The sequence below is a fragment of the Ruegeria sp. ANG-S4 genome (assembly GCF_000814005.1).
Taxonomy (GTDB): Bacteria; Pseudomonadota; Alphaproteobacteria; order Rhodobacterales; family Rhodobacteraceae; genus Ruegeria.
The window spans coordinates 403,771-417,133 of sequence record NZ_JWLK01000004.1 but is presented as its reverse complement, the minus strand read 5'-3'; the positions used below and the strand labels follow the sequence as shown (position 1 = coordinate 417,133).

12 protein-coding genes are annotated in these 13,363 nt (G+C 56.9%); 3 read left to right on the top strand and 9 right to left on the bottom strand.

Annotation, left to right across the window (positions count from 1 at the left end):
* Positions 1–106: 106 nt before the first annotated feature.
* From rpoB to rplJ, 3 genes are all read right to left on the bottom strand, one after another.
* Positions 107–4,243 carry a DNA-directed RNA polymerase subunit beta gene (rpoB, locus tag RA28_RS12845; protein WP_039529217.1) on the bottom strand — a complete coding sequence of 1,379 codons (4,137 nt, stop codon included), beginning with the start codon at positions 4,241–4,243 and terminating at the stop codon, positions 107–109.
* Between the two features lie 250 nt (positions 4,244–4,493).
* Positions 4,494–4,871, bottom strand: coding sequence for a 50S ribosomal protein L7/L12 (gene rplL / locus RA28_RS12840; protein WP_039529214.1), 378 nt, complete (start codon positions 4,869–4,871; stop codon positions 4,494–4,496).
* Between the two features lie 79 nt (positions 4,872–4,950).
* A complete protein-coding gene (gene rplJ, locus RA28_RS12835; protein ID WP_039529212.1) occupies positions 4,951–5,469 on the bottom strand; it encodes a 50S ribosomal protein L10 in 519 nt (172 codons plus the stop codon).
* A 438-nt stretch (positions 5,470–5,907) separates the two neighbouring features.
* On the opposite strand from rplJ, the gene RA28_RS12830 reads away from it, so the two are divergent.
* Both RA28_RS12830 and RA28_RS12825 read left to right on the top strand, forming a co-directional pair.
* Positions 5,908–6,372, top strand: coding sequence for an NUDIX hydrolase (locus RA28_RS12830; protein WP_039529209.1), 465 nt, complete (start codon positions 5,908–5,910; stop codon positions 6,370–6,372).
* A 264-nt stretch (positions 6,373–6,636) separates the two neighbouring features.
* Positions 6,637–7,104 (top strand): YegP family protein, encoded by a 468-nt coding sequence (locus RA28_RS12825; protein WP_082029819.1) that lies wholly within the window; start codon positions 6,637–6,639, stop codon positions 7,102–7,104.
* 560 nt (positions 7,105–7,664) lie between these two features.
* Here the strand turns inward: RA28_RS12825 and rplA are convergent.
* Both rplA and rplK read right to left on the bottom strand, forming a co-directional pair.
* Positions 7,665–8,363 carry a 50S ribosomal protein L1 gene (rplA, locus tag RA28_RS12820; protein WP_039529204.1) on the bottom strand — a complete coding sequence of 233 codons (699 nt, stop codon included), beginning with the start codon at positions 8,361–8,363 and terminating at the stop codon, positions 7,665–7,667.
* Position 8,364: 1 nt separating this feature from the next.
* The gene (gene rplK / locus RA28_RS12815; protein WP_010440985.1) at positions 8,365–8,814 is read right to left on the bottom strand and encodes a 50S ribosomal protein L11; all 450 of its coding nucleotides are present in this window, start codon (positions 8,812–8,814) and stop codon (positions 8,365–8,367) included.
* A gap of 215 nt (positions 8,815–9,029) precedes the next feature.
* On the opposite strand from rplK, the gene RA28_RS12810 reads away from it, so the two are divergent.
* Positions 9,030–9,962, top strand: a complete 933-nt coding sequence (locus tag RA28_RS12810) for a hypothetical protein (RefSeq protein ID WP_039529200.1) — start codon at positions 9,030–9,032, stop codon at positions 9,960–9,962.
* Between the two features lie 96 nt (positions 9,963–10,058).
* On the opposite strand, the gene nusG is transcribed toward RA28_RS12810, so the two are convergent.
* The 4 genes from nusG to RA28_RS12790 form a co-directional block, all read right to left on the bottom strand.
* On the bottom strand, positions 10,059–10,592 hold the full coding sequence (gene nusG, locus RA28_RS12805; protein ID WP_039529500.1) for a transcription termination/antitermination protein NusG: 534 nt from the start codon (positions 10,590–10,592) through the stop codon (positions 10,059–10,061).
* 200 nt (positions 10,593–10,792) lie between these two features.
* A complete protein-coding gene (gene secE / locus RA28_RS12800) occupies positions 10,793–10,990 on the bottom strand; it encodes a preprotein translocase subunit SecE (protein WP_010440974.1) in 198 nt (65 codons plus the stop codon).
* A gap of 68 nt (positions 10,991–11,058) precedes the next feature.
* Positions 11,059–11,217 (bottom strand): cbb3-type cytochrome oxidase assembly protein CcoS, encoded by a 159-nt coding sequence (gene ccoS, locus RA28_RS12795; protein ID WP_039529197.1) that lies wholly within the window; start codon positions 11,215–11,217, stop codon positions 11,059–11,061.
* A 5-nt stretch (positions 11,218–11,222) separates the two neighbouring features.
* Entirely contained in the window at positions 11,223–13,334 is a 2,112-nt protein-coding gene (locus RA28_RS12790; protein ID WP_446737316.1) for a heavy metal translocating P-type ATPase, read from the bottom strand.
* Positions 13,335–13,363: the final 29 nt, after the last annotated feature.

Here is a 13,363-nt window from a genome sequence, read left to right as displayed (position 1 = left end):
TTTTCTACCTCAGAGTTAGAGGGTGCGGGGGTCACGCAGTGCCGGGCTGAAGCCCGGCCTACGCCGGATCGGATGGTAGGCCGGGCTTCAGCCCGGCATCCCTTCGTCACTCATCGACCTCCGCATCCAGGAGTTCCATATTCAGGCCGAGGCCACGGACTTCTTTCACCAGAACGTTGAACGATTCTGGTACGCCCGCTTCAAAGTTATCCTCGCCCTTGACGATCGACTCATAGACCTTGGTCCGGCCGGCGACGTCATCCGATTTAACGGTGAGCATCTCCTGCAGGGTGTAGGCGGCGCCGTAAGCTTCCAGAGCCCAGACCTCCATCTCACCAAAGCGCTGACCACCGAACTGCGCCTTACCACCCAGCGGCTGCTGGGTCACCAGGCTGTACGGCCCGGTAGACCGCGCGTGGATTTTGTCGTCCACCAGGTGATGCAGTTTCAGCAGGTACTTGATGCCCACGGTCACCGGACGTGCAAATTGCTCACCGGTGCGACCGTCGAACAGAACCGACTGACCGCTTTCCGAGAAGCCTGCACGCACCAGTGCGTCGTTGACGTCAGCCTCTTTGGCACCGTCAAAGACCGGGGTTGCGATCGGAACACCGCGGGTTACGTTGCCCGCGGCTTCGACCAGGCCATCCTCGTCCAGACCGGTGATGCCCTCTTCGTAGACATCCTCGCCATAGGCCAGCTTCATCGCTTCGCGCACCGGGGTCAGATCGCCGGAACGGCGGTATTCACCCAGAGCATCATCAATGTTCAGACCCAGACCGCGTGCGGCCCAACCCATATGGGTTTCAAGGATCTGACCAACGTTCATACGCGAAGGCACACCCAGCGGGTTCAGACAGAAGTCGACCGGCGTACCATCGGCCAGGAACGGCATGTCTTCCATCGGAACGACCTTGGAGATCACACCTTTGTTCCCGTGACGACCGGCCATCTTGTCGCCCGGCTGCAGCTTACGCTTCACGGCGATGAAGACTTTGACCATCTTCATCACACCCGGCGGCAGGTCGTCGCCACGGCGGACTTTCTCGACCTTGTCCTCGAAACGGGCGTCCAGAGCACGCTTTTGCACTTCGTACTGCTCGTTCAGAGCCTCAACGATCTGTGCGTCCTGCTCACCTTCCAGTGCCAGCTGCCACCACTGACCACGGGTCAGGGTTTCCAGCAGGTCTTCGGTGATCACCGACCCTGCCTTGACGCCTTTCGGGCCTTTGACAGCGGTTTTGCCAAGGATCAGGCCTTGCAGACGCGCATAGATGTTGCGGTCAAGGATCGCCAGCTCGTCGTCCCGGTCACGGGCCAGACGTTCGACTTCCTCACGCTCGATCTGCAGCGCACGCTCGTCTTTCTCGACGCCGTGACGGTTGAAGACGCGCACCTCGACGACCGTACCGTAGTCGCCCGGCTTCACGCGCAGCGAGGTGTCGCGCACGTCAGATGCTTTTTCACCAAAGATGGCGCGCAGCAGCTTTTCTTCCGGGGTCATCGGGCTTTCGCCCTTCGGAGTGATCTTGCCGACCAGAATATCGCCCGGCTCAACATCCGCACCGATGTAAACGATGCCCGCCTCGTCGAGGTTGCGCAGCGCTTCTTCACCGACGTTCGGGATGTCGCGGGTGATCTCTTCCGGACCCAGTTTGGTGTCACGGGCGGCGACTTCAAACTCCTCGATATGGACCGAGGTAAAGACGTCATCGCGCGCGATACGTTCCGAGATCAGGATCGAGTCTTCGTAGTTGTAACCGTTCCACGGCATGAACGCGACGACCACGTTCTTACCCAGAGCCAGTTCACCCATATCGGTCGACGGACCGTCGGCAATGACCTCGCCCTTCTGGACGGTGTCACCCACCTTGATCAGCGGACGCTGGTTGATGCAGGTGTTCTGGTTCGACCGCTGGAACTTGCGCAGACGATAGATGTCAACGCCAGCGTCGCCCAGTTCCAGATCCTCGGTCGCGCGAATAACGATACGCTGAGCATCGACCTGGTCGATGATACCAGCGCGTTTCGCCTGAATCGCAGCACCCGAGTCGATCGCAACCTTTTCCTCGATCCCGGTACCGACCAGCGGCGCCTCAGCCCGCAGCAGCGGAACCGCCTGACGTTGCATGTTCGAGCCCATAAGAGCGCGGTTGGCGTCGTCATTTTCAAGGAACGGGATCAGCGATGCAGCTACTGATACCAGCTGCTTCGGCGACACGTCGATCAGGTCCACATTTTCGCGCGGGGCAAGCGTGTAATCGCCGGCCTGACGGGTCGAAACCAGATCGTTGATGAACTTGCCATCCGCATCCAGCGTCGCGTTCGCCTGCGCCACGGTGTGACGCATTTCCTCGGTCGCGGACATGTAGTGAACCTCATCGGTCACCTCGGCGTCTTTCACGACGCGGTACGGTGTTTCGATGAAGCCATACTTGTTCACGCGGGCAAAGGTGGCCAGCGAGTTGATCAGACCGATGTTCGGACCTTCGGGCGTTTCAATCGGGCACATCCGGCCATAGTGGGTCGGGTGCACGTCGCGCACCTCAAAACCCGCACGCTCACGCGTCAGACCACCGGGGCCAAGCGCCGAGAGACGGCGTTTGTGGGTAACTTCCGACAGCGGGTTGGTCTGGTCCATGAACTGCGACAGCTGCGACGAGCCAAAGAATTCGCGGACCGCTGCCGCAGCCGGTTTCGCGTTGATCAGGTCCTGCGGCATGACGGTGTCGATCTCGACCGACGACATACGCTCTTTGATCGCGCGCTCCATGCGCAGCAGGCCAACGCGGTACTGGTTTTCCATCAGTTCGCCGACCGAACGGACACGGCGGTTGCCGAGGTGGTCGATATCGTCCACGTCGCCTTTGCCGTCGCGCAGTTCCACCAGCGCCTTGATGCAGGCCACGATGTCTTCGCGGTCCAGCGTGCGCTGAGTGTCGGGCTTGTCCAGCGCCAGACGCATGTTCATTTTCACGCGGCCAACGGCGGACAGGTCATAACGCTCGCTGTCAAAGAACAGCGTGTCGAACAGGGCCGACGCAGCCTCGACGGTGGGCGGTTCACCCGGACGCATGACGCGGTAGATGTCCATGAGCGCGCTTTCGCGGTTCATGTTCTTGTCCTGCGCCATCGTGTTGCGCATGTAGGGGCCGACATTGACATTATCGATGTCCAAAACCGGAATATCGGTGATGCCCGCGTCGATCAGCTCTTTCGCTGTGCCGCCGATCAGTTCGCCGTCCTTGTCGTATTCCAGAGTCAGCTCATCACCGGCCTCGACATAAATCGCACCGGTTTCTTCATTGATGATGTCTTTGGCGACATACTTACCAACGATATGATCGAACGGTACCAGCAGGTCTGTCACCGCACCTTCGTCGATCAGCTTCTTGACCGCGCGCGGGGTAACTTTCTTGCCCGCTTCGGCAATCACTTCGCCGGATTTGGCGTCAACCAGATCATAGGTCGGGCGGGTGCCGCGCACACGCTCGGGGAAGAACGGCGTGACCCAGCCCTTCTTCTTGTCCAGCTTGTAGGACACGGTGTTGTAATACGCGTCCATGATCGCTTCCTGATCCAGACCCAGAGCATAGAGCAGGGTCGTCACAGGCAGTTTGCGGCGACGGTCGATACGGGCGAAGACGATGTCTTTGGCGTCGAACTCAAAGTCCAGCCAGCTGCCGCGATACGGGATGATGCGGCAGGCAAACAGCAGCTTGCCCGAGGAATGGGTCTTGCCCTTGTCGTGGTCAAAGAACACACCGGGCGAGCGGTGCATCTGGGACACGATCACACGCTCGGTACCGTTCACGATGAACGTTCCGTTTGGTGTCATCAGGGGCATGTCGCCCATAAAGACGTCCTGTTCCTTGATGTCCTTCACCGACTTGGCGCCGGTATCCTCATCGACATCAAAGACGATCAGACGCAGAGTGACCTTGAGCGGCGCGCTGTAGGTCATGTCGCGCTGCATGCACTCTTCGACGTCATATTTGGGCTTTTCCAGATCGTATTTCACGAACTCCAGAACGGAGGTTTCGTTGAAATCCTTGATCGGGAAAACCGACTGGAACACGCCTTTGATGCCTTCGCCGTCTGTGGGCTGTTCTGCATCGCCGGAGCGCAGGAAAAGATCATAAGAAGATTTTTGCACCTCGATGAGGTTCGGCATTTCCAAAACTTCGCGGATTTTGCCGTAATATTTACGAAGACGTTTCTGGCCAAGGAACGTTTGAGCCATGTCAGATGTCACCTTTCGATGTTCTCAGCGGGCAAAGACGCCGTCGGGCCCCGGCATCTTGCACATTCGAGACGACACGTCCGGATCAATTCGTGGCCACCGTCCCGAAGGCGGCCTCCCGATCCGAAAACCGTGTCTTAGAAAACGCCCCGCATCTCGAGGCCCTTTCTAAGACAGGTTCGGCTGGACCCGGATTTCTCCGGACCCAGCCAAAATTTTCGGCACATCAGCGATGCACCGGAGACTGGACTTAGGCCAGTTCGACCTCGGCGCCAGCTGCTTCCAGCTTGGCTTTGACTTCTTCGGCTTCCGCCTTGTCAACGCCTTCTTTGATCTTGCCGCCAGCTTCAACCAGTTCCTTGGCTTCTTTCAGGCCAAGACCGGTGATGCCGCGAACTTCTTTGATCACGTTGATTTTCGAAGCGCCGGCGTTCTTCAGAACGACGTCGAATTCGGTCTTCTCTTCCTCGGCTGCACCGCCGGCATCGCCAGCTGCACCTGCGACCATTACGGCGCCGCCTGCTGCGGGCTCGATGCCGTACTCGTCCTTGAGGATGGTTTTCAGTTCTTGTGCTTCCAGCAGGGTCAGACCAACGATCTCTTCTGCCAGTTTCTTCAGATCAGCCATTTTATCAGCTCTTTCCGTTTACAGTGTGTGTTCCAACGTCAGGGTGTTCACCCTACGCAGATCATTCAGTGCCAACCGCTTACGCAGCTTCCGCCTTCTCTTCGATGGTGGAAAGGATGCTTGCGATGTTGCTTGCAGGTGCGCCAATTGCACCGGCGATGTTCGCAGCAGGCGCGCCGATGCAGCCCACGATCGAAGCAATAAGCTCCTCGCGCGACGGCATTTTCGACACGGCTGTAACACCAGCCCGGTCCAGAGCGTTCTCGCCCATTGCACCACCAAGGATTTCGAACTTCTGGTTCTCCTTGGCGTAGTCCTCGGCCACCTTGGCTGCTGCCACAGGGTCCTCGGAATAGGTCAGAACGGTCATCCCTGTCAGCAGGTCGGCCATGCTTTCACACGGCTTACCCTCAAGGGCGATTTTGGCGAGCCTGTTCTTGGCAACACGCACGGAACCGCCCGCGTCACGAGCACGTGCGCGAAGGTCCTGCATCTCGGCAACTGTCAGACCGGCATAGTGTGCAACCACTACGACGCCAGAGCTTTCGAAGATTTGGCCGAGTTCCTCGACCACTTTCTCTTTCTGGGCTCTATCCACAGTTCTCTCCAAGTTAGGGATGTTGGACATCCCGGCTCATATTTGCCGCAGCTTTCGCTTCGGCGTTCAGGTCCGTTGTTACGGGGTTTGGCCAAAATGCGCCCGAGGGCGGGACCCTCGAAATTCTTTGGTCTTACCCGTCTCAGGCAGGGAATTAAGGGGCCGGATGGCACCACCCACCGTCTTGGACGAAACGAAATAAAGCGCACGACGAATCGCACGCTTTATTCCGCAGGTCTACTTAGGACAGATAGTCGGGGTTTCCAAGAGGTAAATTGGGGCAAATCGTAGAGTCATTCCGAGGTATCTTGATTGCGAGTTTCCCAGATCGCGCGGACATACGGACGAATGTCTGCTATGCGGACGAAGTGACACTTTGTCAGTCTAAGCATTCTGACTTATTTAGGGCCCAAAACTGTTGAGCGAGAGGACTGTGTCGTGGCAGAAATTCCTATCAGGTCGTTCCTTGCATCGCTCGTTGCAGTTCGGAAAATCGAAATGCGGCATGAGGTGCTGCTCCTGAAAAGAACACAGACCTTGATAGGGGAGTGGTGTCAGGTTGCGGGAAGTATTGAAGAAGGTGAAACCGCTTGGCAAACAGCCTTGCGCGAGCTTGATGAAGAGACTGGGTTACGGCCTAACGCTCTGTATTCGGCTGATACTTGCGAGCAGTTCTACGAGGCAGATCGTGACGCAATTACGATAGCGCCGGTATTTGTCGCATTCATCGACAACTCCGCAAAAATCACACTGAATCACGAACACAGCGAATACAGATGGGTTAGTTTTGAGGATGCCATTGAGATGGTGGCATTTGGCGGGCAACGACGCGTTCTCCGTTGGATCGAAAACGAGTTCGTCAAAAGAGCTCCAAGCAAGCATCTTTTGATCGAAAACATCTAATTCTAATTTTGTGCGGTGAAAAAGGGGCTCGATGCGGCCATTCTCTGCGACTACCCCGATTTACCGAACGAGCCCGTACCGGACGTTCACTTGTGCCCTTCGTTCTACGAGTACTTTTTTGCTTTTCAAACAGCGCACGCAAGCTTCGATCAGCAAGTTGGACGGTAAGAGAAGTTCGCATACTATAGCTCGGCCACTTGCATCCCTTTTCGTCTTCAGCCAGCATCTTAGGGAACTTTTTCTTTTGTTGGTTGTTGGAGCAGTATGACCGGGAAATTTGAAGTCTACGAGGACAAAGCTGGCGAATACCGTTTCAGACTCAAAGCCGGAAATGGCGAAATCATCTTGGCAAGCGAAGGCTACGTGCAAAAGGCCAGCGCCGAAAATGGCATAGCGTCCGTTCAGAAGAATGCCCCGAATGACGACCGGTATGAGCGCAAAGAAACCAAGTCCGGCGGCCATATGTTCAACCTAAAGGCCAGCAACGGGCAGGTCATCGGCACCAGCGAAAGCTACACCAGCTCGTCCGGACGGGACAACGGTATCGAATCCGTCAAGCGCAATGCCCCGGATGCGCGAGTCGAAGACCTAGCCATTGAAGATTCGAAAGAGGACGAGCTCCGTGAACTGGGTATTGATCGCCGTCGTGTTGCCTGGGCACTGAACGAAGCAGCAGAAGATTCCTACGCATTTCTAGCTTCCGCCCAAAACTGTCTAAAGTACATCCTTTAGGCAACCGAGCGCCAAATACCTAACGATCCCAAAAGACGCCAGGCTTGGGAAGACGAAATTGCGTTCCTACGCAAAGCCCAAGACCACATAGAAAAGCTTAAAGGGTTGGTGCCAAACGAAGAGAATTCCGATGAAGATTCAAGAATCAGAGTCGCTGAAACTCGTGAGGCTTTACAGGGATATTTGGATCATTTTAAGTCTTGGCCAAAAGAACACGTCAAAGAGGTTACTGACAGTGTTTGGAGGGCCGGACTAATCGGAATATTCACCGGAGTAGGCTTGATATTTGGTATCCCGGGAATTGCAGCTACAATTGGAACCGCGATGTTTGGCGGTGAAAAAATATCAAAGGCGGTGAACACACTCATCAAAGGCGGGGGGCTTAGTCATCCTGGGCCTGAAAGTGGCTTTCGCCGAGAAATAGTCCAGCACAAGTAGCCATTCGTGCACCGCGCAGGATCCGTCACTATGCGCTCCCAGCCGACATCCAACCAGAGAACAAAAAATCCCGGGTAGTTCACACCACCCGGGATCAAATCTTTAAAGCTTAGCGCCTCGGCTTACTCGCCGGCCGCAGCCGCGACATCCAGCGTTACGCCAGGGCCCATGGTCGAGCTCAACGCGATTTTCTTCATGTAGGTGCCTTTGGCGCCCGACGGTTTGGCCTTGGCCACCGCCGAGATGAAGGCACGGACGTTTTCGACCAGTTTGGCTTCGTCGAACGAGGCTTTGCCAACACCGGCGTGCACAACGCCGCCTTTTTCCGCCTTGAACTGAACTTCGCCACCCTTGGCTGCTTCCACGGCCGCTTTCACGTCCATGGTCACGGTACCGACCTTGGGGTTCGGCATCAGGTTGCGGGGGCCCAGAACTTTACCCAGACGGCCAACAATCGGCATCATGTCCGGGGTGGCAATGCAGCGGTCGAATTCGATGGTGCCGCCCTGAATGGTTTCCATCAGGTCCTCTGCGCCAACGATATCTGCGCCTGCTTCTTTTGCTTCGTCAGCCTTGGGGCCGCGCGCAAAAACAGCAACGCGCATCGCTTTACCGGTGCCGTTCGGCAGACCGATAACACCACGCACCATCTGGTCCGCGTGACGCGTGTCAACCCCCAGGTTCAGTGCGATTTCGATGGTTTCGTCGAATTTCGAAGTTGCGTTGGATTTAACCAGAGCAACGGCTTCTTCGACCGACAGGTTTTCCTTGCCAGCGATAGCTTCGCGCGCAGCGCGGGTACGTTTACCAAGTTTTGCCATCTTACTTCACCTCGATGCCCATAGAGCGGGCCGAGCCCAGGATGATCTGCATTGCGCCTTCGACGTCGTTGGCGTTCAGATCTTTCATTTTGGCTTCGGCGATTTCGCGAACCTGCTTCGAGGTCACGGTGGCCACGGTCTCACGACCGGGGTTTTCCGCGCCACGGGGGCGGTTCCGCTTTCCGACCGGCTTCAGACCAGCCGCTTTTTTCAGGTAGTAAGACGCGGGCGGCGTCTTGATGTCCATGGTGAAGGACTTGTCCTGATAGTAGGTGATCACGGTCGGGCACGGAGCGCCGGGCTCCATGTCTGCGGTCTTGGCGTTGAACGCCTTGCAGAATTCCATGATGTTGATGCCGCGCTGACCCAGCGCCGGACCAACTGGCGGCGACGGGTTCGCCTGACCTGCAGGAACCTGCAGTTTCATTGTACCAGCAAGCTTCTTGGCCATTTGGTTTTCCTTTCAACTAAGGTGAAACGCGTTTCACCCAGACTATGTTGCGTGGTCCGGTCCGGGATCGCGATCCCAGCAACCTCCCACAAGAGATTCTCGCCCGAAGACGATAGAGGCGGCATTTATAGGGGAATGGCGGGGTTGGCAAGGGCATTGCATCGCAGCGTGCTGGAATTACAGTGTGTGAAAGTCGAATTAAAAACAACATCCAAATGAACATTACGCAGCGCATTCTGAAACTCATAGGCGGGCTTTTATTGCTGTGGCTTGTCCTGCTTGGGGCAAGCATACATTTTGGCCTTAAAGCGAGATCAGAAGAGGAGGAGGCTGCGAAAGAACAGAGAGTTCAGAAACTCCGACATGAATGGCAAGAGTTATGCGCCATCAAAGACTGCGATCAATTTCCTGTCGGTTACATTACTCACAAGTTTGGACCCAACCTGTACTACTTTCCAACAACACGCTCGATGACCGAAAAACCACCCGGTTTCACTGGTGGCCTTTTGCCCGGCAGGTATGTCGAACTGAACGAAGAGAACAAAACCAGACGCTCCTTTTCAGACAGCGGTAGTTTCAAAGTCTCTGCTTGCTGTCACTACCTCTTATCATTCTATGGGCTCGCCGAAGGCGTTCCAGAGATACTTCGCGATAGTAGAGGCACTAAAATGCTTCCAACCGTAACAAACTTCAATTCCCATGATCGCCCTAGTGGTCACAACCAAATCGGCCACTGGATCGATTTTGAGGTCGAGGAAACACCCTCAATCCAAGCGGTCATCCGCGCTGACCAACGGTCTTTCAACAACGACTTTTGGCTTCTTTATTCTGGCGAGCCAAATGAGAAAGGCGGAAGAGACTTGCGGCTGTTGTCAAAACAACCACTGATCAATGAAAGGCATATTTTGGCTGTATGCGATTCATTGTGCACATTTTCTTCAGTTTCATTGAAGGAAGCGACTGGTGGTACGCAGCCGCATATCGCTCTCAATCGGATGACAATACCGAGAGTGGAATCTTGTAATCCGGGCGGCTCTCGGTATCGATGCCCCCTCTCTATGGAAGCCTTCGAAGAGGTTCCGAAATTACTGGCAGTGATCGACGATATGTTTGAGGCTGCGAGAAAGAGACCATCAGTTGAGCACTGATGTTCGAGCTGCGAATTCTCCCCAAGCAAGACGCCAAAAACAAAAACGCCGCGCTGCTAAATGCAACGCGGCGTCAAAGTCCGTACAAGGCTCTCATTAGCCCTGCTTGGTCACCTGCGTAAAGTCCAGCTCCACCGGTGTTTCGCGACCAAAAATCGAAACCGAGACCTTCAGCTTCTGCGCCTCGTCGTCCACACCTTCGACCATGCCGTCGAAATCTTCGAACGGACCGTCGTTGACCTTGACCTTCTCGCCGACCTCGAAGGTGATCATCAGCTTGGGCGCTTCTTCACCTTCCTGAACGCGGTTGAGGATCTGGTTCACCTCGGCGTCGCGCATCGGCATCGGGCGACCTTGCGGGCCCAGAAAACCGGTGACGCGGTTGATCGAGTTCACAAGGTGATAACCCTGATCGGACATTTCCATATGCACCAGTACGTAACCCGGCATGAAACGGCGTTCGGTCGTAACCTTCTTGCCCCGGCGCACTTCGATCACCTCTTCGGTGGGCACCAGAACCTCGTCGATATCGTCCTCAAGGCCCTGTTCGGCCACCGACGTGCGGATCTGCTCTGCGATCTTCTTTTCGAAATTCGAAAGAACGCTGACCGAGTACCACCGTTTCGCCATGAACCTGTCGTCCTTGTTTGCCTTCGGCTGCATCCGGATCGCCGGACGCACCGTTATTGAAATTCTGTCACGTCACCCGGAATAAAAAGCGGCGCACAGCCCGAATCGCCGTACGCCCATTCCGAATAGTTCCGCGTCACCTACTCTGACACGACGCGCTGTGCAAGGGGGCAGCCGTGTTTCAGCCTGCCAAAGCTGCGTTAACTGAAGGCGCCGAGGACCAGTTGCAGACCGCCGCGAATACCCAGATCGACCAGCGCAAAGAACACAGCGGTCAAAGCCGCCATGATGAACACCATAACCGTTGTCAGCAGCACTTCGCGTCGGGTCGGCCAAACAACCTTGGCAACTTCGGCACGGACTTGCTGAATAAACTGGATCGGGTTTGTGGTGGCCATTTGGCTTTTGTCTCTCTGCTAGCGGATGGATCGCACATAACCGGGCAATGCGGCAATTTCAAGGGCTCTCAGGGTTTGGGGCGGTCGTCCCACTCGTCGCTCAGAATCCGACGCGCATCGCCTTCGGGGTCTTCGTACTGATTGGATCGGACAGTGTATACGAAGGCAACAAGCCCAACCCCGCCCAGAAACAGGGAAATCGGGATAAGATAAGCCAGAACTTCCATCTGTGTTACCTCAATCGCAGCGCATTCAAAGACACGGTGATCGACGACGTCGACATGGCGAGCGCGGCAATCAACGGGGTGGCAAGCCCCGCCACGGCCAACGGCACGGCGATCACGTTGTACACCGTCGCAATGCGAAAATTCTCGCGAATACGCCGAGTCGCCTTCACCGCAGTATCGCACGCATCCGCAATCGGCGACAGATCATTGCCCAGCAAAACGATGTCCGAGGCAACCCGCGCCGCATCCAGCGCCGAGGCCGGAGAGATGGACACATGTGCAGCGGCCAATGCCGCCGTGTCATTCAGACCATCGCCAACCATCAGAACTTTGCGACCCTGATTGCTCAATTCGGTTACGCGGGCCGCTTTGTCCTGCGGCAGCGCTTGCGCCATCCAGGACTGGATTCCCAGCCTTCCGGCAAGATCCTCAACGGCGCCCTCGGTATCGCCCGAGATCAACACAACATCTTTACCCGCATCACGAAAGGCCTGAACGGCCTTGGCGGCGCCGGGTCTCAGACTGTCGGAAAAGAGGAACGCCACAGGCGCTTGATCACCGACCGACAACCATGCAGAGGTCTGGCTGCGTTCATCGCCGCCGGTCCACGCTGCGCGACCCAACCGAACACGCTGACCGTGATATTCGCCTTCGGTGCCGTATCCCGGTACCTCGGTCACGTTCCTGACGTCGGCGGCTTTGATCCCTGCACCAGTTGCCGACTTGGTCAATGCCACTGACAATGGATGAGAGGACGCTGCGGCCAGCGCAAGCGCAATCTCAAGATCGGCGTGGGCGTGATCTGCCAGATTGGTCAGCTCTGGCGTGCCCGACGTCAAAGTGCCGGTCTTGTCAAAGACGACCATGTCGATTTCTGCCAGCCGCTCCAGCGCCGTGGCGTCTTTGATCAACATCCCGTTTCTGAACAATCGCCCCGAGGCCGCAGTCGTCACCGCGGGAACAGCCAAACCCAGTGCACAGGGGCAAGTGATAATCAGAACCGCTGCCGCGATGTTCAGGGCCGTGCGGATATCGCCGGAATAGATGTACCAGCCCACAAAGCTGAGAGCGGCCAGAATATGAACGCCCGGCGCATAAAGCTTGGCGGCCTTGTCAGCCAGCGAGGTATAGCGGGAACGCCCGGATTCGGCGATCGCGACCAGATCGGCCATGCGGTGCAGCGAGGTGTCTTCACCCACCGCGGTTGCGCGAATGGTCAAAGGACCGGTCAGGTTCACTTCACCAGCGCTGACGTTCAGACCCTCAGGCGCAAAAACTGGCAGGGTTTCCCCGGTCAACAGCGAACGATCCAGTTCGGATTGACCCGAGACAATCTGTCCGTCCACCGGCATGCGCCCGCCGGGTCGAACCAGGATCAAATCGCCAACGCTGAGTTCGGAAACGGCGACCTCTTCTTCGCCTGCGTTGCCGAGCCGAACCGCGCGGGGAACCTCAAGCGCAGTCAGTTCTTCGGCAGCAGAGCGTGCAACCGCGCGTGTGCGGTAATCCAGATAACGCCCGGCCAGCAGGAAGAAAGTCAGCGTCAATGCAGCGTCAAAATAGGCATGCTCGCCGCTGAGCGCGGTTTCCCAGAGCGACGTGACCAGCGCCAGCAGTATTGCCAGAACGATGGGCACATCCATGTTCAGCCGACGCACGCGCAGCGCACTCCAGGCATTTGCAAAGAACGGCTGCGCAGAAAAGGCGATGGCTGGCAGTGCGATCGCGGCCGAGATCCAGTGGAACATGTCACGCGTCGCGTCCGTGGCGCCCGACCAGACCGAAACCGACAACAACATGACGTTCATTGATGCAAAACCTGCGACTGCCAACCGCATCAGCAGGTCGCGGCCCGCCTTGTCCGACTGTGTGGCCGACAGCGCACCGGGGTCCAACTCGTGCGCCTCATAACCCGCACCCTCCAGCACCGGGATCAGGTCTGCGGCCCGTATGTCCGGGGCCGCTTTGATCATGGCGCGTTTGAGCGTCAGGTTCACCCGTGCATCAAAGACGCCGGGATAGGCGTTCAATTCTCGCTCGACGGTCGAGATGCAGGCCGAGCAATGGATGCCGGGCAAGGACAACGCAATTTGCGCATCCTTGGGGGCTGGTCGCATTGGCTCTGCCGGAGATGCGATACAGCCGG